This window comes from Streptomyces sp. GL_141, assembly GCF_057834385.1.
Genome location: NZ_CM174402.1, coordinates 6,973,721 through 6,997,526 on the forward strand (window position 1 = coordinate 6,973,721; position 23,806 = coordinate 6,997,526).

General features: G+C 71.0%; 21 protein-coding genes. 16 read left to right on the forward strand and 5 right to left on the reverse strand.

All coding sequences use genetic code 11. The features are described from left to right. Positions 1–42: 42 nt before the first annotated feature. A complete protein-coding gene (locus AC3IX6_RS31080) occupies positions 43–708 on the reverse strand; it encodes a potassium channel family protein (RefSeq protein WP_489366554.1) in 666 nt (221 codons plus the stop codon). Between the two features lie 67 nt (positions 709–775). On the opposite strand from AC3IX6_RS31080, the gene AC3IX6_RS31085 reads away from it, so the two are divergent. Next, positions 776–1,336, forward strand: a complete 561-nt coding sequence (locus AC3IX6_RS31085; protein ID WP_489366555.1) for an HIT family protein — start codon at positions 776–778, stop codon at positions 1,334–1,336. 68 nt (positions 1,337–1,404) lie between these two features. Here AC3IX6_RS31085 and AC3IX6_RS31090 read toward each other — a convergent pair whose 3' ends face one another. Both AC3IX6_RS31090 and AC3IX6_RS31095 read right to left on the reverse strand, forming a co-directional pair. Continuing rightward, positions 1,405–3,075, reverse strand: coding sequence for a hypothetical protein (locus tag AC3IX6_RS31090; protein ID WP_489366557.1), 1,671 nt, complete (start codon positions 3,073–3,075; stop codon positions 1,405–1,407). Between the two features lie 173 nt (positions 3,076–3,248). Beyond that, entirely contained in the window at positions 3,249–5,462 is a 2,214-nt protein-coding gene (locus AC3IX6_RS31095; protein WP_489366558.1) for an elongation factor G-like protein EF-G2, read from the reverse strand. A 349-nt stretch (positions 5,463–5,811) separates the two neighbouring features. On the opposite strand from AC3IX6_RS31095, the gene pgsA reads away from it, so the two are divergent. The 15 genes from pgsA to AC3IX6_RS31170 all read left to right on the forward strand — a co-directional run bounded on the left by pgsA (position 5,812) and on the right by AC3IX6_RS31170 (position 21,512). Beyond that, positions 5,812–6,495 (forward strand): phosphatidylinositol phosphate synthase, encoded by a 684-nt coding sequence (gene pgsA / locus AC3IX6_RS31100; RefSeq protein ID WP_489366559.1) that lies wholly within the window; start codon positions 5,812–5,814, stop codon positions 6,493–6,495. Further along, positions 6,495–7,418, forward strand: coding sequence for a phosphatidylinositol mannoside acyltransferase (locus AC3IX6_RS31105; RefSeq protein ID WP_489366560.1), 924 nt, complete (start codon positions 6,495–6,497; stop codon positions 7,416–7,418). The genes pgsA and AC3IX6_RS31105 overlap by 1 nt, the downstream gene beginning before the upstream one ends. Further along, complete coding sequence (locus tag AC3IX6_RS31110) at positions 7,415–8,578, forward strand: glycosyltransferase family 4 protein (protein ID WP_489366562.1); 1,164 nt, start codon at positions 7,415–7,417, stop codon at positions 8,576–8,578. Before AC3IX6_RS31105 ends, AC3IX6_RS31110 begins: the two co-directional genes overlap by 4 nt. A 287-nt stretch (positions 8,579–8,865) precedes the next feature. Continuing rightward, complete coding sequence (locus AC3IX6_RS31115) at positions 8,866–9,405, forward strand: hypothetical protein (protein ID WP_489366564.1); 540 nt, start codon at positions 8,866–8,868, stop codon at positions 9,403–9,405. A 153-nt stretch (positions 9,406–9,558) separates the two neighbouring features. Beyond that, positions 9,559–10,476, forward strand: a complete 918-nt coding sequence (gene pdxS / locus AC3IX6_RS31120; protein ID WP_030294529.1) for a pyridoxal 5'-phosphate synthase lyase subunit PdxS — start codon at positions 9,559–9,561, stop codon at positions 10,474–10,476. 8 nt (positions 10,477–10,484) lie between these two features. Next, complete coding sequence (gene pdxT, locus AC3IX6_RS31125; protein WP_489366566.1) at positions 10,485–11,075, forward strand: pyridoxal 5'-phosphate synthase glutaminase subunit PdxT; 591 nt, start codon at positions 10,485–10,487, stop codon at positions 11,073–11,075. 57 nt (positions 11,076–11,132) lie between these two features. Continuing rightward, positions 11,133–11,885 carry a YebC/PmpR family DNA-binding transcriptional regulator gene (locus AC3IX6_RS31130; protein WP_243334244.1) on the forward strand — a complete coding sequence of 251 codons (753 nt, stop codon included), beginning with the start codon at positions 11,133–11,135 and terminating at the stop codon, positions 11,883–11,885. A 182-nt stretch (positions 11,886–12,067) separates the two neighbouring features. Next, a complete protein-coding gene (gene ruvC / locus AC3IX6_RS31135; protein ID WP_489366568.1) occupies positions 12,068–12,604 on the forward strand; it encodes a crossover junction endodeoxyribonuclease RuvC in 537 nt (178 codons plus the stop codon). Continuing rightward, the gene (ruvA, locus tag AC3IX6_RS31140) at positions 12,601–13,233 is read left to right on the forward strand and encodes a Holliday junction branch migration protein RuvA (RefSeq protein ID WP_489366570.1); all 633 of its coding nucleotides are present in this window, start codon (positions 12,601–12,603) and stop codon (positions 13,231–13,233) included. Before ruvC ends, ruvA begins: the two co-directional genes overlap by 4 nt. Positions 13,234–13,518: 285 nt before the next feature. Further along, complete coding sequence (gene ruvB, locus AC3IX6_RS31145) at positions 13,519–14,580, forward strand: Holliday junction branch migration DNA helicase RuvB (RefSeq protein ID WP_489366572.1); 1,062 nt, start codon at positions 13,519–13,521, stop codon at positions 14,578–14,580. Positions 14,581–14,745: 165 nt separating this feature from the next. Then, positions 14,746–15,213, forward strand: a complete 468-nt coding sequence (gene yajC, locus AC3IX6_RS31150) for a preprotein translocase subunit YajC (protein ID WP_489366574.1) — start codon at positions 14,746–14,748, stop codon at positions 15,211–15,213. Positions 15,214–15,366: 153 nt separating this feature from the next. After that, positions 15,367–17,154, forward strand: a complete 1,788-nt coding sequence (gene secD, locus AC3IX6_RS31155; protein ID WP_489366576.1) for a protein translocase subunit SecD — start codon at positions 15,367–15,369, stop codon at positions 17,152–17,154. Between the two features lie 3 nt (positions 17,155–17,157). Then, positions 17,158–18,210 (forward strand): protein translocase subunit SecF, encoded by a 1,053-nt coding sequence (gene secF / locus AC3IX6_RS31160; RefSeq protein ID WP_489366578.1) that lies wholly within the window; start codon positions 17,158–17,160, stop codon positions 18,208–18,210. Next, a complete protein-coding gene (locus tag AC3IX6_RS31165) occupies positions 18,207–18,761 on the forward strand; it encodes an adenine phosphoribosyltransferase (RefSeq protein ID WP_489366579.1) in 555 nt (184 codons plus the stop codon). Before secF ends, AC3IX6_RS31165 begins: the two co-directional genes overlap by 4 nt. 300 nt (positions 18,762–19,061) lie before the next feature. Then, complete coding sequence (locus tag AC3IX6_RS31170; RefSeq protein ID WP_489366581.1) at positions 19,062–21,512, forward strand: RelA/SpoT family protein; 2,451 nt, start codon at positions 19,062–19,064, stop codon at positions 21,510–21,512. A 72-nt stretch (positions 21,513–21,584) separates the two neighbouring features. Here the strand turns inward: AC3IX6_RS31170 and AC3IX6_RS31175 are convergent, their stop codons facing one another. Then, positions 21,585–22,814, reverse strand: coding sequence for a DUF349 domain-containing protein (locus tag AC3IX6_RS31175; RefSeq protein WP_489366583.1), 1,230 nt, complete (start codon positions 22,812–22,814; stop codon positions 21,585–21,587). Between the two features lie 207 nt (positions 22,815–23,021). Further along, positions 23,022–23,804, reverse strand: coding sequence for a peptidylprolyl isomerase (locus tag AC3IX6_RS31180; RefSeq protein ID WP_489366584.1), 783 nt, complete (start codon positions 23,802–23,804; stop codon positions 23,022–23,024). Positions 23,805–23,806 lie beyond the last annotated feature (2 nt).

Genomic DNA, 23,806 nt, shown 5'->3' on the forward strand with positions numbered 1-23,806 from the left:
CCGCAGTGAGCGTCGTACGACGGCCCGGAGCCCCCGGGGACCTCAGGTCCCCGGGGGCTCCTCCTCGTCCCCGCGGCGGAACACGTGGAGCATCCAGGAGGAGAAGGAGCCCGTCACCGCGCCCAGCAGTGCGAGGCCGCCCGCCATCAGGAACGCCGCGATGATCCGGCCCGTCGGGGTGACCGGGGCCATGTCCCCGTAGCCCACCGTGGTCAGCGTCTCGCACACCCACCACACCGCGTCCCCGAAGGTGTGGATCGTGCCGTTCGGGGCCCGGCGCTCGAAGTGGTAGACGCCGAGGGCGCCCGCGAACCCGAGCAGCCCGGCCGACAGGCCGGCGTACGACATCACCCGCGCGTACAGCCCCTGGCGCGGGCGCTTCCGCCTGGCCTGGATCGCGTCGTGGACCTTGACCATGCGCAGCGGCCGCAGCATCGGCAGCAGCACGATCAGGGTGTCCAGCCAGTGCACGCGGACGAAGCGCAGCGGGCGCATGCGGCTCAGGTACAGCCGGGCCACGTAGTCCACGATGAAGCAGGCCCACATCAGTGCGACCACTCCGAGGGCGACGTCCCGCCACAGGGGATGGGCCCGGTAGGCCAGCACGGAGACCGCGTAGGCGGCCAGGAAGAGCAGGGAGGCGTAGAACAGCGGCAGCTCGGTCCGGCGCTCCCAGGCCTGGTCACCGGTCTCGGTCGCATCGTTCATGGGCTCAGCATCGCGTCCCGCACACCGGTGTTCGCCCCGGCGACACGCCGTTCGGGGCCAAGGTCATATGCTGCATCCCATGACGATTGAGCCGGAGCAGCAGATCGGTGTGGGCACGCAGGACGCGTTCCAGCGTCTGTGGACGCCCCACCGGATGGCCTACATCCAGGGGGAGAACAAGCCGACCGGGCCCGATGCCGGGGACGGCTGTCCCTTCTGCGGGATTCCGGAGATGTCGGACCAGGACGGCCTGGTCGTGGCCCGGGGCAGGCACGTCTACGCCGTGCTGAACCTCTACCCGTACAACGGCGGCCACCTGATGGTCGTGCCGTACCGGCACGTCGCCGATTACACGGACCTGGACGCCGCCGAGACCCTCGAACTCGCCGACCTCACGAAGCGGGCGATGGTCGCGCTGCGCAAGGCCTCCGGTGCGCACGGGTTCAACATCGGCATGAACCAGGGCCAGGCCGCCGGCGCCGGCATCGCCGCGCACCTGCACCAGCACATCGTGCCCCGCTGGGGCGGGGACACGAACTTCATGCCGGTCGTGGGCCACACCAAGGTGCTGCCCCAACTCCTCGCGGACACCCGCCAGATGCTCGCCGACGCCTGGCCCTCCGACTAGGTTCCCGGGGCCCACCGGCCGGGCCCCGGCCCACCGGCCAGGGTGCGCCGGCGGGCGTCCGCGCGGGCTCACGCGTCGTAGACGTCGGCCTTGCGCGGTGCGGCGTCCTGGACCAGACCGCTGACGATCATCGAGCGGTTGGTGAAGCGTTCGGTGTCGACCCCGTTCTCGTCCAGGACCCGCATCGCGGCGGTGTGCACCGCCCGCAGGACCGGGGTCGCGGCGCGCATCGCGTCGTCCGCCATGAAGCGGTGGCGCCACGGCTGGCCGGCCCAGACGTGGCGGACGCCGAAGGGCTCCGGGAGGACGAGCTTGCCGCCCAGGAAGTCCAGGAGCGGCGGGTACCAGGTGAAGGGCGCGCGCACGGCGAGGCGTACGACCTCGCTCGTGTCGACCACGGGCCGCTTGAGCTCCACGGTTTCCCAGAAGCGCACGGATTTGGCGACCTCGTCGACCGGCGCCGCCGATTTGGTGGTGAACAGGCCGTGCACCGGGCCGAGCGCGTGCCCGGTGACCTCCACGCGCAGGGTCTTGTAGAGCACGGTGACCGTGACCAGCATGGTGATCACGAGCTGGCCGTCCCAGAGCGGGTACTGGATGCCGAGGTAGTGCCGGTTGCCCGCGCTGAACTGCTGCTCGTTGCAGATCCGGGTGATCTCGTGCGGCTTGACCAGGAAGGTGTCCACGTCCGCTCCGCTGGGGCGGGTCACTTCCTTGGCGCCCTCGCCGACCGGGGAGACGACCCAGTGCTGGATCGACGCGGGCGGGAGGCCGCCGGTGTGCAGGGGGCCGCGCTCCAGCTTGCGCAGCTGGGTGTCGATCGCGCGTATGACGTCCCAGCTGCGGAACGGGTGGATCTCGTGGCCCTCGTTCTTGGGGGCGAGCTCCTCGGCCATCTGCCAGCTGCCCCAGCGGGTGCCCATGCCGAGTATGCCCTTGGGGCCGGCGTAGAAGACGGCATTGCTGCGGCCCTCGGCGGTGAGCTTGGCCAGGGAGTGGCGCAGGTCCTCGCGGGCCTTCTCGTCGGGGTTGCCGGGGACGGCCTCCGGGATCTTGGCGGCCACCCCGCCGCCGCCCGCGAGGAGCCCGTCCCAGCGGGAGCGCAGGTCCTCGGCGGTGGCCTCGCAGAGCCGGCGGGCCAGGAACCAGCCGACGACCGGGGCGATGACCATGGCGCGGACGTAGATGCCCGGGATGCCGGTCACGGGGAGCCGGAACATGAGGACGGCGACCACCAGGCCGACGCCGACGAGGAGCGCGGTGCCCATCCAGGAGGCCCGCTTGGCCTCGGAGGCCGCCAGGGCCTTGCGGGCCCAGAACAGGCCGAGCCACAGCAGCAGGCCGGGGAGGAACACGACCCCGCAGACGAGCATGATCATGCGGAGCTTGCGGTCGCGCTCCTTGCGGATGCGGGAGGCGGCCAGGCAGTGCTCGACGACGGTCTGCGGGTCGGCGCCGAAGGACTGGATGAGGGGCTTGCGGGTGGGCGGGATGGTGCGCGCCTCGACGGCGCGGCAGAAGGCCTCGCCGAGATTGGGGGCGAGCAGGGACACCTTGGCGGGTTTGACGACGGACTCGTGGTACTCGTTGTTGGCCTTGAGTATCTCGTCCAGCTTGGTGTCGCGTCCGCCGTCCCGGTAGGCGGCGGATGCGAGGGCGTTGGTCGCGGCGGTCTGGCCGCCGCCGCCCTGGAGTGGGATCTGTGCCCCGGGCCTGAAGTCGAATCCGTCGTCCGCCACCGCTGCCCCCATCGCTGTGCGTCGTGCTCGTGTGCGGGCCCACCCGCTTGGTCTACCCGTTCGGTCTGCCCGCCTCACGCGCGGACGAGCCTATCGGCCGATTCCTCCCCGTGGTCATGGGACAGGTAAATGCCGCCCATCGCAAGCGGGTTGGATGGGCGGCCGGGGTGATGCTATGTCAGCTGGCTTCCCTTCTCGGGCTGTTCGCGCAGCTTGTCCGCTATCTGCGGCGGCATCGGCTCGTGTCGCGCGTACGTACGGCTGAACAGCCCCGTGCCGTGCGATACGGAGCGCAGCTCCACGGCGTACCGGCCGATCTCGATCTCGGGGATCTCGGCGAGGACCCGGGTGCGGCCGGTGCCCGCCGCATCGGTGCCCACGACGCGGCCCCGGCGGCCGGCGAGGTCGCTCATGACGGGGCCGACGTACTCGTCGGGAACGAGCACGGCGAGCTCGGCGACCGGTTCGAGGAGCCGCACGGAGGCCCCGGCGGCGGCTTCGCGCAGGGCGAGGGCGCCCGCGGTCTGGAAGGCGGCGTCGGAGGAGTCCACCGAGTGGGCCTTGCCGTCGAGCAGGGTGATGCGTACGTCGACCAGCGGGTAGCCGGCCGCGAGCCCCCGGGCGGCCTGCGCCCGGACGCCCTTCTCCACGGACGGGACGAACTGGCGCGGAACCGCTCCGCCGACGACCTTGTCGACGAACTCGATGCCGCTGCCCGGCGGCAGCGGCTCCACCTCGATCTCGCAGATGGCGAACTGGCCGTGCCCGCCGGACTGTTTCACGTGCCGTCCGCGGCCGCCGGCCCTGGTGGCGAAGGTCTCGCGGAGGCTGACCTTGTGCGGGACCGGGTCGACCTGGACCCCGTACCGGGTGCGCAGCCGTTCGAGAGCGAGGTCCTGATGTGCCTCGCCGAGGCACCACAGGACGAGCTGGCGGGTGTGCGGGTTCTGTTCGAGCCGCATGGTCGGGTCCTCGGCGACCAGCCGGGCCAGGCCCTGGGAGAGCTTGTCCTCGTCGGGCTTGCTGTGGGCCTCGATGGCGAGGGGCAGCAGCGGGTCGGGCATGGACCAGGCCTCCATGAGGAGGGGGTCGTCCTTGGCGGAGAGGGTGTCGCCGGTCTCGGCGCGGGTGAGTTTGGCCACGCAGGCCAGATCGCCGGCGATGCAGTGGGCGAGGGTGCGCTGCTGTTTGCCGAAGGGCGAGGTCAGGGCGCCGACGCGCTCGTCGACATCGTGGTCCTCGTGCCCCCGGTCGGTCAGCCCGTGCCCGCTGACGTGGACCGTCTCGTCGGGGCGCAGGGTGCCGGAGAAGACGCGGACGAGCGAGACGCGGCCGACGTAGGGGTCGGAGGAGGTCTTCACCACCTCGGCGACGAGCGGGCCGCCGGGATCGCAGGTGACCGCGGGGCGGGCCGCGCCGTCGGGGGTGGTGACGCTGACCGGCGCGCGCTCCAGGGGGGTGGGGAAGCCGCCGGTGATCAGTTCGAGGAGCTCTACGGTGCCCAGGCCCTTGCGGGCGCCTTCGGCGGCGGGGGCGGCCATCAGGACGGGGTGGAAGGTGCCGCGGGCCACGGCGCGCTCCAGGTCGTCGACCAGGGTCTTGAGGTCGATGTCCTCGCCGCCGAGGTAGCGGTCCATGAGGGTCTCGTCCTCGCTCTCGGCGATGATCCCCTCGATCAGCCGGGCGCGGGCGTCGGTGATCAGGGCGAGCTCGCCGGGGTCCGGGTCGCGTTCGACGCGGTCGCCGGAGGTGTAGTCGTAGACGCGCTGGGAGAGCAGCCCGAGCAGTCCGGCCACCGGGGCGTGGCCGTCGGGGGCGGTGGGGCCGTGCAGGGGCAGGTAGAGCGGGCGCACGGCGTCGGGGTCGTCCGCCCCGAAGGCGTCGCCGCACACCGTGGTCATCTGCGTGTAGTCGGCGCGGGCGGCTTCCAGGTGGGTCACGACGATGGCGCGCGGCATGCCGACGGCGGCGCATTCGTCCCAGACCATCCGGGTGGCCCCGGAGAGCCCGTCGCCGTCCTCGGCGGCCGAGACCACGAAGAGGGCCGCGTCGGCGGCGCGCAGTCCGGCCCGGAGCTCTCCGACGAAGTCGGCGTAACCGGGGGTGTCCAGGATGTTGATCTTGATTCCGGCCCACTCCACGGGGACCAGGGAGAGCTGGATGGAACGCTGGCGGCGGTGCTCGATCTCGTCGTAGTCGGAGACGGTGGCGCCGTCCTCGACGCGCCCGGCCCGGTTCACGGCGCCGGCGGTCAGGGCCAGGGCTTCGACCAGGGTGGTCTTGCCGGATCCGCTGTGGCCGACCAGCACGACGTTCCGTACGGAGGCCGGGTGGTCGGCCGCCGGTGCTCTTCCGGCGGCTCCGGTTTGGTGTGATGCGGCTCCCACGATGCTCGTGCCTCCCGACTTGGAGGGGATGGAGGGGAAAAGGCCCCCTTCGAGCTTTGCACTGCCGTCACACCGCGTCCATACGTCGTACCGGAAGGGCCGGGGGCGGCGGAGGGGAACGCGGAGGGGCCGGGTCCGGGAGCGTGCCGGGGAAGGTGTCCGGATACGTGCCCGGAAACAGGCCGGGAAACAGACCCGGCAGGGCGTGCGGAACGTGGCGAACGGCCCGAGAACGGCCCACGTCGTGTGAACCGGTGGGTGCGCGGCGCCGATGGCCCGGGGCCCTGGCTACGATGGGCCAGCCGGTGGCCGTGGTGGCCGTGCGGCCCAGCGACCCTCCGGGAAGGCCATGCTGAACAAGTACGCGCGTGCATTCTTCACGCGTGTTCTCACGCCATTCGCCGCATTTCTGCTCCGGATGGGAGTGAGTCCCGACGCGGTCACCCTCATCGGCACGGCCGGAGTGGTGGCCGGAGCCCTGGTCTTCTTCCCCATGGGCGAGTTCTTCTGGGGCACGATCACCATCACGCTCTTCGTCTTCTCCGACCTGGTGGACGGGAACATGGCCCGCCAGGCCGGCATCTCCAGCCGGTGGGGCGCGTTCCTCGACTCCACCCTCGACCGGGTGGCGGACGCGGCGATCTTCGGCGGACTCGCACTCTGGTACGCGGGTTCCGGGAACAACAACGCGCTCTGCGCGGTCGCCATCTTCTGCCTGGCCAGCGGCCAGGTGGTCTCGTACACCAAGGCCCGCGGCGAATCGATCGGCCTGCCGGTCGCCGTCAACGGGCTCATCGAACGCGCCGAACGCCTCGTGATCACGCTGGTCGCGGCCGGTCTGTCCGGGCTGGAGACCTTCGGCGTCCCCTCGTGGATCGGCCTGCTGCTGCCGATCGCGCTGTGGGTGGTCGCGGCGGGCTCGCTCGTGACCCTGATCCAGCGCGTGGTGACCGTACGGCGCGAATCGGCGGAGGCCGACGCCGCCGCTGCGGCCGCCGGTGCCGGTGCTCCCTCCGAAGGCGGTACGCCCTGATGGGCAAGGCACAGGACAAGCTGGTCGACGGGCTCTACGGGCTCGGCTGGGCCGGGGTCAAGAAGCTGCCCGAGCCGGCCGCGGCCGCCCTCGGCCGGCGGATCGCGGACTTCGCCTGGAAGCGGCGCGGCAAGAGCGTGCTGCGCCTGGAGTCGAACCTGGCCCGCGTGGTGCCGGACGCGACGCCCGAGCGGCTGCGCGAGCTGTCGCACGCGGGCATGCGCTCCTACATGCGGTACTGGATGGAATCCTTCCGCCTGCCGACCATGGCCAAGGAACGATTCAGCGCCGACGTGGAGATGAAGGACGACCACATCCTGCGCGAGGCACTGGCCTCCGGACGCGGAGTGGTCGTCGCCCTCCCGCACCTGGCCAACTGGGACCTCGCCGGCGCCTGGGCCGTCACCCACATCGGAGTCCCCTTCACCACCGTCGCCGAGCGGCTCAAGCCGGAGACCCTCTACGACCGCTTCGTCGCCTACCGCGAGAGCCTGGGCATGGAGGTGCTCCCGCACAACGGCGGCGCCGCCTTCGGCACGCTCGCGCGACGGCTGCGCTCCGGCGGGCTCGTCTGCCTGGTCGCGGACCGGGACCTGTCGGCTTCCGGGGTGGAAGTGGACTTCTTCGGCTCGGCCGCGCGGATGCCGGCCGGCCCGGCGCTGCTCGCCCAGCAGACGGGCGCGGTCCTGCTCCCGGCCACCCTGTACTACGGGAACGCGCCGAAGATGTACGGCCGGATCCACTCCCCGGTGGAGGTGCCCGAGAAGGGCACCCGCCAGGAGAAGACGGCCGTCATGACGCAGGCGGTCGCCGACGCCTTCGCGCAGGGCATCGCCGAACACCCGCAGGACTGGCACATGCTCCAGCGGCTGTGGATCGACGATCTGGAGACCGCCGGCCGGCCCGAGGAGCACTCCGCGTGAAGATCGGCATCGTCTGCCCGTACTCCTGGGACGTCCCCGGCGGGGTCCAGTTCCACATCCGGGACCTGGCGGAACACCTGATCGGCCTCGGCCACGAGGTGTCCGTCCTGGCCCCGTCGGACGACGAGACCGGCCTGCCCCCCTACGCGGTGTCGGCGGGACGGGCGGTGCCGGTGCCGTACAACGGCTCGGTGGCCCGGCTCAACTTCGGCTTCCTGTCGGCGGCCCGCGTACGGCGCTGGCTGCACGACGGGGTCTTCGACGTGGTCCACATCCACGAGCCGATGGCCCCCTCGCTGGGGCTGCTGACCTGCTGGGCGGCGCAGGGACCGATCGTGGCCACCTTCCACACCTCCAACCCGCGCTCCCGGGCCATGCTCGCGGCGTACCCCATCCTGCAGCCGGCGCTGGAGAAGATCAGCGCCCGGATCGCGGTGAGCGAGTACGCGCGGCGCACGCTGGTCGAGCACCTCGGCGGGGACGCGGTGGTCATCCCCAACGGCGTGGACGTCGACTTCTTCGCCAAGGCCGACCCGAACCCGGCCTGGTCGGGCCAGACCCTCGGCTTCATCGGCCGCATCGACGAACCCCGCAAGGGCCTCCCCGTCCTGATGGCGGCCTTCCCGCGCATCGTGGCGCAATGCCCGGACGTACGCCTCCTCGTGGCGGGCCGCGGCGACGAGGAGGAGGCCGTCGCCTCCCTGCCGCCCGAGCTCCGCTCCCGGGTCGAGTTCCTCGGCATGGTCTCGGACGAGGACAAGGCGCGGCTGCTGCGCAGCGTCGACGTGTACGTGGCCCCGAACACGGGCGGCGAGAGCTTCGGCATCATCCTCGTCGAGGCCCTCTCGGCCGGGGCGGCCGTCCTGGCCGCCGACCTCGACGCCTTCGCGCAGGTCCTGGACCAGGGCGCGGCGGGGGAGCTCTTCTCGAACGAGGACCCCGAATCCCTGGCGGCCTCGGCGATCGCCCTCCTCCGCGACCCCGCCCGCCGCGAGGAACTGAGCACCCGCGGCTCCGCCCACGTACGCCGCTTCGACTGGTCGACGGTGGCGGCGGACATCCTGGCCGTCTACGAAACGGTGACGGACGGCGCGGCAGCGGTCGCCGAGGACGAGCGGATCCCACTCCGCACCCGCCTGGGCCTCACCCGCGACACGTAACCCCACCGGCCGGGTCCCGGACCGGGTGCGGTCGCGGCGGCCCGTCCCCCGCGGGACCCCGGCTGCGGGTGTGCCGCTGCGCGGAACGGAGTCCCCCACCCGCCCTCGCCCGTTCCCCGGGGCTCCGCCCCGGACCCGCTGCCGGGTGCGGCGCCGTTCCCGGGGTCCAGCCCCCGGACCCCCGCCCGACCACCGCCGGACGGAGTCCGGCGCAGCGGGGCGAAGCCCGGGAAGCGCGCCGGCGCTGAGCGGTGCGAGCTCCGCGTCGAAAGGTAGAGTCGCGGCCCGTGATCGAAACCCTTGTCTGGATTGCCCTCGGCCTCGGCCTCGTCGGGGTTTACCTCAGTTGGACCGCCGGTCGGCTCGACCGGCTGCACTCGCGGATGGACGCCGCGCGGGCCGCGCTCGACGCGCAGCTCGTCCGGCGGGCGTCCGTGGTGCTGGAGGTCGCGACCTCCGGGGTGCTCGACCCCGCCTCCTCCCTCGTGCTGTACGAGGCCGCGCACGCCGCCCGCCAGGCGGAGGAGGAGCACCGCGAGGTTGCCGAGAGCGAGCTCAGCCAGGCACTGCGCGCGGTGTTCGCCGACGTCGGGCAGGTGGACGCGCTCAAGGCGGCCCCGGGCGGCGCGGAGGCCGCCGAGGAGCTCGCGGCGGCGGTCCGGCGGGTACCGATGGCGCGGCGGTTCCTCAACGACTCCGTCCGCGCGGCCCGGGCCCTGCGCCGCCACCGCAAGGTCCGCTGGTTCCGGCTGGCGGGCCACGCGGCGTTCCCGCTGGCCTTCGAGATGGACGACGAGCCTCCGGTGGATCTGGCGGAACGGCCGTAACTTGTACCCAATGGCCAAATCGCAAAGGGCCACCGGCTGCACATTGGCCCTTGCCGTGGACTGGTCGAGAAGGTTTCCTCGGTCGAGTACCACCAGATCGCCAGCCGCGATCGCCAGTAGCGCCTGAATCTTCCTTTCGAGTGAGGTCAATCCGTGAGCACGCTTCCCTCCACCCCGCAGTCCGCTGAGTCGGCGATCGGCACCTCCCGCGTCAAGCGCGGCATGGCCGAGCAGCTCAAGGGCGGCGTGATCATGGATGTGGTCAACGCCGAGCAGGCGAAGATCGCCGAGGACGCCGGCGCCGTGGCCGTCATGGCCCTGGAGCGGGTTCCCGCCGACATCCGCAAGGATGGCGGCGTCGCCCGGATGTCCGACCCGAACATGATCGAAGAGATCATCGAGGCCGTCTCCATCCCCGTCATGGCCAAGTCCCGCATCGGCCACTTCGTCGAGGCCCAGGTGCTCCAGTCCCTCGGCGTCGACTACATCGACGAGTCCGAGGTCCTGACCCCGGCCGACGAGGTCAACCACTCCGACAAGTGGGCGTTCACCACCCCCTTCGTCTGTGGCGCCACCAACCTGGGCGAGGCCCTGCGCCGCATCGCCGAGGGCGCGGCCATGATCCGCTCGAAGGGCGAGGCCGGCACGGGCAACGTGGTCGAGGCCGTCCGCCACCTGCGCCAGATCAAGAACGAGATCGCCCGCCTGCGCGGCTACGACAACAACGAGCTGTTCGCCGCCGCCAAGGAGCTGCGCGCGCCGTACGAGCTGGTCAAGGAAGTTGCCGAGCTCGGCAAGCTCCCGGTCGTGCTGTTCTCCGCCGGTGGCGTCGCCACCCCGGCCGACGCCGCGCTGATGCGCCAGCTCGGTGCCGAGGGCGTCTTCGTCGGCTCCGGCATCTTCAAGTCGGGCGACCCGGCCAAGCGCGCCGCCGCCATCGTGAAGGCCACCACCTTCTACGACGACCCGAAGATCATCGCGGACGCCTCCCGCAACCTGGGCGAGGCCATGGTCGGCATCAACTGCGACACCCTCCCCGAGTCCGAGCGCTACGCCAACCGCGGCTGGTAGTCATCACCATGACCACCCCCGTGATTGGTGTCCTGGCACTCCAGGGCGACGTACGGGAGCACCTGATCGCCCTGGCCTCGGCTGACGCCGTGGCCAGGCCGGTCCGGCGTCCCGAGGAGCTCGCCGAGGTCGACGCCCTGGTGATCCCCGGCGGCGAGTCCACGACCATGTCGAAGCTCGCCGTGCTGTTCGGCATGCTGGAGCCGCTGCGCGAGCGGGTACGCGCCGGGATGCCGGTCTACGGCACCTGCGCCGGCATGATCATGCTCGCCGACAAGCTGCTGGACGGCCGTGAGGACCAGGAGACCCTGGGCGGCATCGACATGATCGTGCGCCGCAACGCCTTCGGCCGTCAGAACGAGTCCTTCGAGGCGCAGGTCGACTTCGCCGGCATCGAGGGCGGCCCCGTCGAGGGCGTCTTCATCCGGGCACCCTGGGTCGAGTCCGTCGGCGGCGCCGTCGAGGTGCTCGCCACGTACGACGGCCACACCGTCGCCGTGCGCCAGGGCAATGTCCTCGCCACCTCGTTCCACCCGGAGCTCACGGGTGACGACCGGGTCCACGCGTACTTCGTCGACATGGTGCGCGCGGGGCTGTAACGGCGTCCCGGTAGGATCTGAGGCGAACATTGTTGGTGACGCGAAGGAGACAGGCAGATGTCCGGCCACTCTAAATGGGCTACGACGAAGCACAAGAAGGCCGTGGTTGACGCCAAGCGCGGCAAGCTCTTCGCGAAGCTGATCAAGAACATCGAGGTCGCGGCCCGTATGGGCGGCGCCGACATCGATGGCAACCCGACCCTCTTCGACGCCATCCAGAAGGCGAAGAAGAGCTCGGTCCCGAACAAGAACATCGACTCCGCGGTCAAGCGCGGCGGCGGCCTCGAGGCCGGCGGCGCCGACTACGAGACGATCATGTACGAGGGCTACGGCCCGAACGGTGTCGCGGTGCTCATCGAGTGCCTCACCGACAACCGCAACCGTGCCGCGTCCGACGTGCGGGTCGCCATGACCCGCAACGGCGGTTCGATGGCCGACCCGGGCTCGGTCTCGTACCTGTTCAACCGCAAGGGCGTCGTGCTGCTGCCCAAGGGCGAGCTGTCCGAGGACGACGTCCTGGAGACCGTGCTGGAGGCGGGGGCCGAAGAGGTCAACGACCTCGGCGAGCAGTTCGAGATCATCAGCGAGGCCACCGACATGGTCGCGGTCCGTACCGCGCTCCAGCAGGCCGGCATCGACTACGACTCGGCCGACTCCAACTTCCTGCCGACCATGCAGGTCGAGCTGGACGAAGAGGGCGCGCGCAAGATCTTCAAGCTGATCGACGCGCTGGAGGACAGCGACGACGTGCAGAACGTCTTCGCCAACTTCGACGTCTCGGACGAGGTCATGGAGAAGGTCGACGCCTGAGCTCGCCTTTGCGGCTAAACCGCCGCCGCTCTCGCGGATGTGGTTGCTCGCCGTTGGGGTTGCTCAATTGATGGCTGCTGTTTTCGGCGGGCCGACAGGACACACCTGTCGGCCCGCTGCTTTGTCAGTGGCACCCGATAGCCTGCATAGCTGCACGTACAGGCGATCGAAGGAGGGGCACGGTGCGCGTACTGGGCGTTGACCCCGGCCTGACCCGATGCGGTGTCGGCGTGGTCGAGGGGGTGGCGGGCCGCCCCCTGACGATGCTGGGCGTGGGGGTCGTACGGACGCCCGCGGACGCCGAGTTGGGGAACCGGCTCGTCGGGATCGAGCAGGGCATCGAGGAGTGGCTCGACGAGTACCGGCCCGAAGTCGTCGCCGTGGAGCGGGTGTTCAGTCAGCACAACGTCAGCACGGTGATGGGCACCGCCCAGGCCAGTGCCGTTGCCATGCTGTGCGCGGCGCGCCGCGGCATACCGGTCGCGCTGCACACCCCGAGCGAGGTCAAGGCCGCCGTCACCGGCAGCGGGCGCGCCGACAAGGCACAGGTCGGAGCCATGGTCACCCGGCTGCTGCGGCTGTCCGCCCCGCCCAAGCCCGCCGACGCCGCGGACGCCCTCGCCCTCGCCATCTGCCACATCTGGCGCGCCCCCGCGCAGAACCGCCTCCAGCAGGCCGTCAACCGGCATGCCAGCGCCCTGAAAGGCCGCACCACATGATCGCCTTCGTCAGCGGCCCGGTCGCCGCGCTCGCCCCCAACCTGGCCGTCATCGAGGTCGGGGGAGTGGGCATGGCCGTGCACTGCACGCCGAACACCCTCGCCGGCCTGCGGACCGGTGAGCCGGCCCGGCTGGCGACCTCTCTGGTCGTACGGGAGGACTCGCTGACCCTGTACGGCTTCGCCGAGGACGACGAGCGCCAGGTCTTCGAGCTCCTGCAGACCGCCAGCGGGGTCGGGCCGAAGCTCGCACAGGCGATGCTGGCGGCGCACAGCCCGGACGCGTTGCGCATCGCCGTCTCGGTGGGGGACGAGAAGGCGCTGATGGCCGTCTCCGGCATCGGGAAGAAGGGCGCGCAGAAGCTCCTGCTGGACCTCAAGGACAAGCTGGGCGCGCCGCTGGGATCGAGCGGGATGGTCGGCGCGCAGCGCGCGGCCGCCTCCGGCCCGGCGCCGTGGTCGGAGCAGCTGTCCGCCGCGCTGGTCGGACTGGGCTACGCGCCCCGCGACGCGGAGGACGCGGTCTCGGCCGTCACCCCGCAGGCGGAGGCCGCGATCGCCGCCGGCGGGGCGGCCCCCGTCCCGCAGCTCCTGAGGGCGGCCCTCCAGTCCCTGAACCGGGCCCGGTGACCGAGGTGCGGCGCCATTGAGGTCGCCTCAAACGCAGGCGGGGCCGAAGGTGGCCGGCGTCCGGCCGCACGTGCGCGCAGCGCTGTGCGTGCCCGGCGGGCCGGGATTCCTCCGAAGGGCACGCTCAGGCCCCGCCCGGGTACCCCTCCCGGCCCCGCAGGCGTGTGAGGCGCGGGTCAGGGGCGGAGCCCGGGAAACGGAGAAGGGGCGGGGCGGGGAGAATGCCCCGCAGGGCCACCCGCAGGCGACGGACCACCGCATCACCCGAGAAGGCAGACTGACACCGTGAACTGGGATGACGAGAGCGACGACCGGATCGTCGCAGCCGCGGCGGACGGCGAGGACACCGCCGTCGAGGCGGCCCTGCGGCCCAAGGACCTCGGCGAGTTCGTCGGGCAGGAGAAGGTCCGCCAGCAGCTGGACCTCGTCCTGAAGGCGGCCCGCCAGCGCGGTGCCACCGCCGATCACGTGCTGCTGTCGGGCGCCCCGGGCCTGGGGAAGACCACCCTGTCCATGATCATCGCGGCCGAGATGGGCGCGCCCATCCGGATCACCTCCGGCCCCGCCATCCAGCACGCGGGCGACCTCGCCGCCATCCTCTCCTCCCTCCAGGAGGGCGAGGTCCTCTTCCTCGACGAGATCCACCGCATGTCCCGGCCCGCCGAGGAAATGCTCTACATGGCCATGGAGGACTTCCGCGTCGACGTGATCGTGGGCAAGGGCCCGGGAGCCACCGCCATCCCGCTGGAGCTGCCCCCGTTCACCCTGGTCGGGGCCACGACCAGGGCCGGTCTGCTCCCGCCCCCGCTGCGCGACCGCTTCGGCTTCACCGGGCACATGGAGTTCTACGCCCCCGAGGAGCTGGAGCGCGTCATCCACCGCTCCGCCCGCCTCCTCGACGTGGAGATCGACACCGCCGGGGCCGCCGAGATCGCCGGCCGCTCGCGCGGAACCCCCCGTATCGCCAACCGGCTGCTGCGCCGCGTCCGCGACTACGCCCAGGTCAGGGCCGACGGCGTGATCGACCGCGCGGTCGCCGGCACCGCCCTGAAGGTCTACGAGGTCGACGAGCGCGGACTCGACCGGCTGGACCGGGCCGTCCTGGAGGCGCTCCTGAAGCTCTTCGGCGGGGGACCCGTCGGCCTGTCGACGCTCGCCGTCGCCGTCGGCGAGGAGCGGGAGACCGTGGAAGAGGTGGCCGAGCCGTTCCTCGTCCGGGAGGGGCTGCTGGCCCGGACCCCGCGGGGGCGGGTCGCGACCCCGGCCGCATGGGCTCACCTGGGACTTGTTCCGCCGCAGCACGGCGGGAACGGATCAAGCGGACAACAGGGCCTCTTCGGGACCTGACGGCGCGGAGGTTGGCCCCCTCAGGAACTGCGGTGACATGCTGGGCGTTGTTCCATCGGTGCGGACTCGCCTAGACTCCGCCGATGCCGACCCTTACGGTCGGCGTACCCACCCCCCGTACAAAGGCCGTGCGCTTGTGCGGTCGATGCGAAGGACCTGCGTCCCGTGAATATCATGTCCCTCCTTCCGTTCGTGCTGATCATCGGGGCGATGTTCCTGCTGACCCGCAGCCAGAAGAAGAAGCAGCAGGCGGCCGTGCAGATGCGCGACCAGCTGACCGCCGGCACCGGCGTCCGCACCATCGGTGGCATGTACGCCACGGTGAAGGAGATCGGCGAGGACACCGTCACGCTCGAGGTGGCCCCCGGCGTCCACGCGATCTACGCGAAGAACTCCATCGGCGCCGTACTGGAGGACGAGGAGTACAACCGCATCGTCCACGGCATCACCGATGATCTGACGATCGACACGCCGGTCGTCCCGGACGACGCGTCCTCCCTGACCGGGGACGAGGCCCCCAAGCTCGACCTGGGCAAGAAGGACGAGCCCCAGGCCGACGAGCCCGCGGCGGAGGAGTCCAAGGGCGACGAGCCCAAGGACGGCAAGAGCGACGGCGAGCCCGGCGCGAAGTAGCGCTGGGCCGGGGATCGTGCGGAGCGCCTGACCGGCAGCTCCGACGGTCCCCGCCAGTGACCCTTCTGCGGGGGGCAGGGGTCCCCACACACATTTCGTGGCCGTCCACGCGCTGACCCGGCGCGGGGCGGTTGGACAGGGAGATACGACAAGGTGGCAGCACCGAAGAAGGGCCGGCGGCCCACGGGGGCTCAGGGGAGGCCGGGGCGTTCCCTGGCCATCATCCTGATCGCGATGGTGGCGCTCACCGCGGGGATGTTCCTCACGAAGCAGACGACTCCGCGACTCGGCATCGACCTCGCCGGCGGCACGAGCATCACGCTCAAGGCCAAGAGCGAGCCCGGCAAGCCGGACGCGATCAACGAGACCAACATGAACACGGCGGTCGGCATCATCGAGCGCCGCGTCAACGGTCTCGGTGTGTCGGAGGCCGAGGTCCAGACCCAGGGCCGCGACCACATCATCGTGAACATCCCCAAGGGGACGAACGACCAGCAGGCGCGCGAGCAGGTCGGCACCACCGCCCAGCTCTACTTCCGCCCCGTGCTCGCCACGGCGGACGGTGCCCCGGTCGCCCCCGAGGCCAATCCGAGCGGCTCCCCGAGCGCCGCCCCGAGCGGCTCCGGCAGCCCGTCCGCCAGTGCGCCCACCCCGTCGTCCAGCGCCACTTCCCAGGGCCGTGCGGTCAGTGAGGCCCTCAAGGCCCCGAACGCCCCCTCTCCCTCGCCCTCGGCGAGCGAGTCGAAGAAGGCAGACGACAAGGCCACCCCGTCCACGTCGCCGTCCGCACCGACCGCCGACCAGGCCGCGGCCGCGGACCTGCAGGCGAAGTTCGCCGCGCTGGACTGCAGCAACGAGGCGCAGCGCACTGCCGTCAAGCAGAACGTCAAGCCCGAGGACCCGACGCTCGCCTGTGGCAAGCGCGGGGACGCCTGGGGCAAGTGGGTGCTCGGTCCGGCCCAGGTCAACGGCCAGGACGTGAAGGACGCCAAGGGCATCATCGACCCGCAGCGCGGCATCTGGATCGTCACGATGCAGTTCACCGACAAGGGCGCCGACAAGTTCGCCAAGATCACCGGTGAGCTCGCGGCCAAGCAGTCCCCGCAGAACCAGTTCGCCATCGTGCTCGACGGCGAGGTCATCTCCGACCCGTCCGTCAGCCAGGCGCTGACCGGCGGCAACGCCGAGATCTCCGGCGGCTTCACCCAGCAGTCCGCGATGGACCTGGGCAACATGCTCTCGTACGGCGCCCTGCCGCTGTCCTTCCAGGAGGACAGCGTCACCACCGTCACCGCCGCGCTCGGCGGCGAGCAGCTGAAGGCCGGCCTCATCGCCGGCGCCATCGGCCTCGCCCTCGTCGTGATCTACCTGCTGGCGTACTACCGGGGCCTGGCGTTCGTCGCCATCATCAGCCTCATCGTCTCCGGCATCCTCACGTACACGATCATGGTGCTGCTCGGTAAGGGCATCGGCTTCGCGCTGAACCTGCCGGCCGTCTGCGGTGCGATCGTCGCGATCGGCATCACCGCCGACTCGTTCATCGTGTACTTCGAACGCATCCGGGACGAGATCCGCGAGGGCCGCACCCTGCGTCCGGCCGTCGAGCGCGCCTGGCCGCGCGCCCGTCGCACCATCCTGGTCTCCGACTTCGTGTCGTTCCTGGCCGCCGCGGTGCTGTTCATCGTCACCGTCGGCAAGGTGCAGGGCTTCGCCTTCACCCTCGGTCTGACCACCCTGCTCGACGTGGTCGTGGTGTTCCTCTTCACCAAGCCCGTCATGACGCTGCTGGCCCGTACGAACTTCTTCGCCAGCGGTCACCCGTGGTCCGGGCTGGACCCGAAGCGACTGGGCGCGAAGCCGCCGCTGCGACGCTCGCGTCGTACCGGCTCCGACGCGGCCGCCGCGACCGTCTCCGTTCCCGTCGACGCAAAGGAGGCGTGAGAGATGTCGAAGCTCGGAGATCTCGGCGCCAAGCTGTACCGAGGTGAGGTCGGCTACGACTTCGTCGGCAAGCGCTTCGTCTGGTACGGCGTTTCCATCCTGATCACCATCACGGCGATCGCGGCCGTGGCCGTCTCGGGCCTCAACATGGGCATCGAGTTCAAGGGCGGTGCCGTCTTCACCACCCCGAAGACCTCCGTCTCGGAGGCCCAGGCCCGCGAGGACGCGGAAGAGGCCTCCGGCCACGCCGCGATCGTCCAGAAGCTCGGCACCGGCGGCCTGCGCATCCAGATCTCGGAACTGGGCACCGAAGCCGCGGCCGAGGTGAAGGCCAAGCTCGCCACCGACCTCAAGGTCGACGCGGCCCAGATCAACGCGGACCTGGTCGGCCCCAGCTGGGGCGAGCAGATCGCCAACAAGGCCTGGACCGGCCTCGGCGTCTTCATGGTCCTCGTGGTGATCTACCTGGCCATCGCCTTCGAGTGGCGGATGGCGGTCGCGGCGCTCATCGCGCTGATCCACGACCTCACGATCACCGTCGGCGTCTACGCGCTGGTCGGCTTCGAGGTCACCCCGGGTACGGTCATCGGTCTGCTGACCATCCTCGGTTACTCCCTCTACGACACCGTCGTCGTCTTCGACGGTCTCAAGGAGGGCTCGAAGGACATCACCAAGCAGACCCGGTACACGTACAGCGAGATCGCGAACCGCAGCATCAACGGCACGCTGGTCCGCTCGATCAACACCACCGTGGTGGCGCTGCTCCCCGTCGGCGCGCTGCTCTTCATCGGTGGCGGCATCCTCGACGCCGGCATGCTGAACGACATCTCGCTGTCGCTGTTCGTCGGCCTCGCGGCCGGCGCCTACTCGTCGATCTTCATCGCGACCCCGCTGGTCGTGGACCTGAAGGAGCGCGAGCCGGCGATGAAGGCCCTGAAGAAGCGGGTGCTCGCGAAGCGGGCGTCGGCGGAGGCCAGGGGCGAATCGTCCGAGGGTGCCGGGACCGAGGACGCGCCGGAGGTAGTGGCGCAGGGCCGTTCGGGACGCCGCCGGTGACCGCGGAGCTGCCCTCCGGCGTACGGGACCTGCTGCTCAGCCGGATCACGGACGTGGCGGACTACCCGAAGCCGGGCGTGATGTTCAAGGACATCACCCCGCTGCTGGCCGACCCGAAGGCGTTCGGCGCCCTCACGGACGCGCTGGTGGCCCTGGCCGGGCAGTACGGCGCGACGAAGATCGTCGGGCTGGAGGCGCGGGGATTCATCCTGGCGGCTCCGGTGGCCGTGCAGGCGGGCATCGGCTTCGTGCCGGTCCGCAAGGCCGGGAAGCTGCCCGGGGCGACGCTCCTGCAGTCCTACGACCTGGAGTACGGGTCGGCGGAGATCGAGATCCACGCGGAGGCGCTGTGCGCCGACGACCGGGTCATGGTCATCGACGACGTGCTGGCCACCGGTGGTACCGCGGCCGCCTCGCTGGAGCTGATCCGGCGGGCCGGGGCGGAGGTCGCCGGGGTCGCGGTCCTGATGGAGCTTTCGTTCCTCCCGGGTCGTGAGCGGCTGGCCGGGGCCCTTGGCGGGGCTCCGCTGGACGCGCTGATCGTCGTCTGACGACGCTGTTCCGCCGAAGCGGGCGTGCACCGGGATTTCCCGGAGCGCGCCCGCTTCGGCGTGTGCGGGCCGCTGCGCGGGGTTGAGTCCCCTACCCGCCCTTCCGCCGTTCCCCGGGGCTCCGCCCCGGACCCCGGTCCTCAAACGCCGGACGGGCTGGATGTGGCCGGGCCGGCAGGAGTCGCGGTGGACTCGGGGAACGGGGTGGCGGAACCCTCGCTACGATGGGTTATCCGGACCGGACACGGGCACCGGATCCTTCCCCACACTCCGTGCGGGGGGACCCCCTGAGGAGCGCTCTTGCCAGACGAGGTCCAGCCAATCTCCGCCGCGCAGCCCGATCCGCAGGCCGAGCCGGCCGCGGCGGGCCCCGCCACGCCGCCCGCCGCCCCGGCTGCGCCGACCCCGGCGCCCGCGCCTCCGGTCAAGCCCGCGTCCGCGAAGTCGGCCGGGTCCTCCAATCGGGTGCGCGCCCGGCTGGCCCGCCTCGGCGGTCAGCGTTCCAGCCCGTACAACCCGGTTCTGGAACCGCTGCTCCGCATAGTCCGCAGCAACGACCCGAAGATCGAGACGGCCACCCTGCGCCAGATCGAGCAGGCGTACCAGGTCGCCGAGCGCTGGCACCGCGGCCAGAAGCGCAAGAGCGGTGACCCGTACATCACCCACCCGCTCGCGGTGACCACGATCCTCGCCGAGCTGGGCATGGACCCGGCCACGCTGATGGCGGGGCTGCTCCACGACACCGTCGAGGACACCGAGTACGGGCTGGAGGACCTGCGGCGCGACTTCGGCGACGCGGTGACCCTGCTCGTCGACGGAGTCACCAAGCTCGACCGCGTCAAGTTCGGCGAGGCCGCCCAGGCCGAGACCGTCCGCAAGATGGTCGTGGCCATGGCCAAGGACCCCCGGGTCCTGGTCATCAAGCTCGCCGACCGCCTGCACAACATGCGCACCATGCGCTACCTCAAGCGGGAGAAGCAGGAGAAGAAGGCCCGCGAGACCCTTGAGATCTACGCCCCGCTGGCGCACCGGCTGGGCATGAACACCATCAAGTGGGAGCTGGAGGACCTCGCCTTCGCGATCCTCTACCCCAAGATGTACGACGAGATCGTGCGGCTGGTGGCCGAAAGGGCACCCAAGCGGGACGAGTACCTCACCGTCGTCACCGACGAGGTGATGGCCGACCTCCGGGCCGCCCGCATCAAGGCCACCGTCACCGGGCGCCCCAAGCACTACTACAGCGTCTACCAGAAGATGATCGTGCGCGGCCGCGACTTCGCCGAGATCTACGACCTGGTCGGCATCCGGGTCCTCGTCGACACCGTCCGGGACTGCTACGCCGCCCTCGGCACCGTGCACGCGCGATGGAACCCGGTCCCCGGCCGGTTCAAGGACTACATCGCGATGCCGAAGTTCAACATGTACCAGTCGCTCCACACGACGGTCATCGGACCCAGCGGCAAGCCCGTAGAGCTCCAGATCCGCACCTTCGACATGCACCGCCGTGCCGAGTACGGCATCGCCGCGCACTGGAAGTACAAGCAGCAGACCGTCGCCGGCGCCTCGAAGGTGCGGACCGACGTGCCGCAGGCCGCCAAGGGCACCGCGGGCCACGACACGGTCAACGACATGGCCTGGCTGCGCCAGCTCCTGGACTGGCAGAAGGAGACCGAGGACCCGAGCGAGTTCCTCGACTCGCTGCGCTTCGACCTCTCGCGCAACGAGGTCTTCGTCTTCACGCCCAAGGGCGATGTCATCGCCCTGCCGGCCGGAGCCACCCCGGTCGACTTCTCGTACGCCGTCCACACCGAGGTCGGCCACCGGACCATAGGGGCCAGGGTCAACGGCCGCCTCGTCCCGCTGGAGTCCACCCTCGACAACGGCGATCTCGTCGAGGTCTTCACCTCCAAGGCCGAGGGCGCCGGCCCGTCCCGCGACTGGCTGGGCTTCGTCAAGTCGCCGCGGGCCCGCAACAAGATCCGGGCCTGGTTCTCCAAGGAGCGCCGCGACGAGGCGATCGAACACGGCAAGGACGCCATCGCGCGGGCGATGCGCAAGCAGAACCTGCCGATCCAGCGCATCCTGACCGGGGACTCCCTCGTCACCCTCGCGCACGAGATGCGCTACCCCGACATCTCCTCGCTCTACGCGGCGATCGGCGAGGGCCACGTCACCGCGCAGAACGTCGTGCAGAAGCTGGTCCAGGCCCTCGGCGGCGAGGACGCGGCCAACGAGGACATCGAGGACAGCATCCCGCCGGCCCGCGGCCGCAGCACCCGCCGCGGCAACGCCGACCCCGGCGTGGTGGTCAAGGGCGTCGAGGACGTGTGGGTCAAGCTGGCCCGCTGCTGCACCCCGGTGCCGGGCGACCCGATCGTCGGCTTCGTCACGCGGGGCAGCGGCGTATCGGTCCACCGCGCGGACTGCGTCAACGTGGACTCCCTCTCGCAGGAGCCCGAGCGGATGCTCGAGGTCGAGTGGGCGCCCACCCAGTCCTCCGTCTTCCTGGTCGCCATCCAGGTCGAGGCGCTGGACCGGTCCCGGCTGCTGTCGGACGTCACCCGGGTCCTGTCGGACCAGCACGTGAACATCCTGTCGGCGGCCGTGCAGACCTCCCGCGACCGGGTGGCCACCTCCCGGTTCACCTTCGAGATGGGCGACCCGAAGCACCTGGGCCACGTCCTGAAGGCCGTACGGGGCGTCGAGGGCGTCTACGACGTCTACCGCGTGACCTCGGCCCGCAGGCCTTAGCGGGGCACATGGGAAAGGGCCCCGGTACGCAGTGCGTACCGGGGCCCTTTCACAGGCCGGGCGGCCGGGAGATCAGCCCCCGAACTCCTCCAGGCCCTTCAGCGCCTGGTCCAGCAGGGCCTGACGGCCCTCCAGCTCCCGGGACAGCTTGTCGGCCTTGGAGTTGTTGCCCTGCGCGCGGGCCGTGTCGATCTGGCCGCGCAGCTTGTCGACCGCCGCCTGCAGCTGACCCGTCAGACCGGCCGCACGGGCCCGCGCCTCCGGGTTCGTACGGCGCCACTCGCCTTCCTCGGCCTCCTGGATGGCCCGCTCGACGGTGTGCATCCGGCCCTCGACCTTGGGACGCGCGTCCCGCGGTACGTGGCCGATGGCCTCCCAGCGCTCGTTCAGGGAGCGGAACGCGGCACGGGCCGCCTTCAGGTCCGTGATCGGGACGAGCTTCTCGGCCTCGTCGGCCAGCTCTTCCTTCAGCTTCAGGTTCTCCACCTGCTCCGCGTCGCGCTCCGCGAAGACCTCGCTGCGCGCCGCGAAGAACACGTCCTGGGCGCCGCGGAAACGGTTCCACAGGTCATCCTCGGACTCGCGCTGCGCGCGGCCCGCGGCCTTCCAGTTCTCCATCAGCTCGCGGTAGCGCGCGGCCGTCGGACCCCAGTCGGCCGACTTCGACAGCGACTCGGCCTCCGCGACCAGCTTCTCCTTGACCTTGCGGGCGTCCTCGCGCTGCGCGTCGAGCGAGGCGAAGTGGGCCTTGCGGCGCTTGGAGAAGGCGGAGCGGGCGTGCGAGAAGCGGTGCCACAGCTCGTCGTCCGACTTGCGGTCGAGACGGGGCAGACCCTTCCAGATGTCCACCAGGGCCCGCAGCCGCTCGCCGGCACTGCGCCACTGGTCGCTCTGCGCCAGCTCCTCGGCCTCGGCCACCAGCGCGTCCTTGGCCGTACGGGCCTCGTCCGTCTGCTTGGCCTTCTGGACCTTGCGCTCCTCGCGGCGCGAGTCCACGGTCGACACCAGCTTGTCGAGCCGGACGCGCAGCGCGTCGAGGTCACCGACGGCGTGGTGCTCGTCCACCTGCGTGCGCAGGTGCTCGATGGCCGTCTGGGCGTCCTTGGCGGCCAGATCGGTGGTCCGCACCCGTCGTTCGAGGAGGCCGATCTCGACCACCAGGCCCTCGTACTTGCGCTCGAAGTAGGCCAGGGCCTCCTCCGGGGTGCCGGCCTGCCACGAGCCGACGACCTTCTCGCCATCGGCAGTACGCACGTACACGGTGCCGGTCTCGTCGACTCGGCCCCACGGGTCGCTGCTCACAGCGCCTCCTCCACCTGATGCCTTGCGAGGGGTTCACCCCCTGGGCATCGTCCACAGTTTCCTGGGGCGGGCCGCGCCCGCCCTGCACAACGCCAACATAGGCGACCGCCGGGCCGGCTGTCCGCATCCAGCACGACGGAATATCGACGTACCGGCGTAAGAAGCGCCATCGCGGATACAGCCCGGGCCCGGGGCGCCCGGTCCCGGTCAGTTCTGGGTGACGGTGCCCTTCTCGATCGTCACGGGGGTCTTGGGGGCCCCGTCCTGACCGCCGTCGGCGGTACCGGCCTTGGCCACCTCTTCGAGCACCTTCAGACCGGCCGCGTCGATCTTGCCGAAGGGGGTGTACGAGGGAGCCAGCGGGCTGTCCTTGTAGACCAGGAAGAACTGGCTGCCGCCCGAGCCGGGCTGGCCAGTGTTGGCCATCGCCACCGTGCCCGCCGGGTAGATGACCTGGCCGGTCTCGTTGGGCTTGCCCAGCGAGTCGAGGTTCTCGTCCGCGATGGTGTAGCCGGGGCCGCCCATGCCGGTGCCCTGCGGGTCACCGCACTGCAGGACGAAGATGCCGCCCGTCGTCAGACGGTGGCACTTGGTGTTGTCGAAGAACTTCTTGTCGGCGAGCGACTTGAACGAGTTGACCGTCTGCGGGGTCTTCGCCGCGTCCATCTCGAACTTGACGTCGCCCGCGCTGGTCTTCAGGTCGAAGGTGTACTTCGCCTTGGCGTCGATCGCCATCGCCGGGGAGGGGGACTGCTGCGGGGTGGGCGAGGCCGAAGGGGTCGCGGCCGGATCGGCCGCCTCGTCCTTCTTGTCCTTGTCGAAGACACCGCCGGCCACGAGGCCGACCAGCGTCGCCACGACCACGGCCACCGCCGCACCGATCACGGCGAGCCGCTTGCGCGACTTCTGCCGCGCTTCGGCACGCCGCTTCTGCTGGCGTTCGTACTTCTCCCTGGCGAGCTGGCGCCGCCGCTGATCGCTCGTGACCACCG

Bases quoted from the DNA above. Each gene is read 5' to 3' on its own strand.
- AC3IX6_RS31080 (WP_489366554.1), bottom strand. From the start codon at position 708: ATGAACGATGCGACCGAGACCGGTGACCAGGCCTGGGAGCGCCGGACC.
- AC3IX6_RS31085 (WP_489366555.1), top strand. From the start codon at position 776: ATGCTGCATCCCATGACGATTGAGCCGGAGCAGCAGATCGGTGTGGGC.
- pgsA (WP_489366559.1), top strand. From the start codon at position 5,812: ATGCTGAACAAGTACGCGCGTGCATTCTTCACGCGTGTTCTCACGCCA.
- AC3IX6_RS31105 (WP_489366560.1), top strand. From the start codon at position 6,495: ATGGGCAAGGCACAGGACAAGCTGGTCGACGGGCTCTACGGGCTCGGC.
- pdxT (WP_489366566.1), top strand. From the start codon at position 10,485: ATGACCACCCCCGTGATTGGTGTCCTGGCACTCCAGGGCGACGTACGG.
- AC3IX6_RS31130 (WP_243334244.1), top strand. From the start codon at position 11,133: ATGTCCGGCCACTCTAAATGGGCTACGACGAAGCACAAGAAGGCCGTG.
- ruvA (WP_489366570.1), top strand. From the start codon at position 12,601: ATGATCGCCTTCGTCAGCGGCCCGGTCGCCGCGCTCGCCCCCAACCTG.
- secF (WP_489366578.1), top strand. From the start codon at position 17,158: ATGTCGAAGCTCGGAGATCTCGGCGCCAAGCTGTACCGAGGTGAGGTC.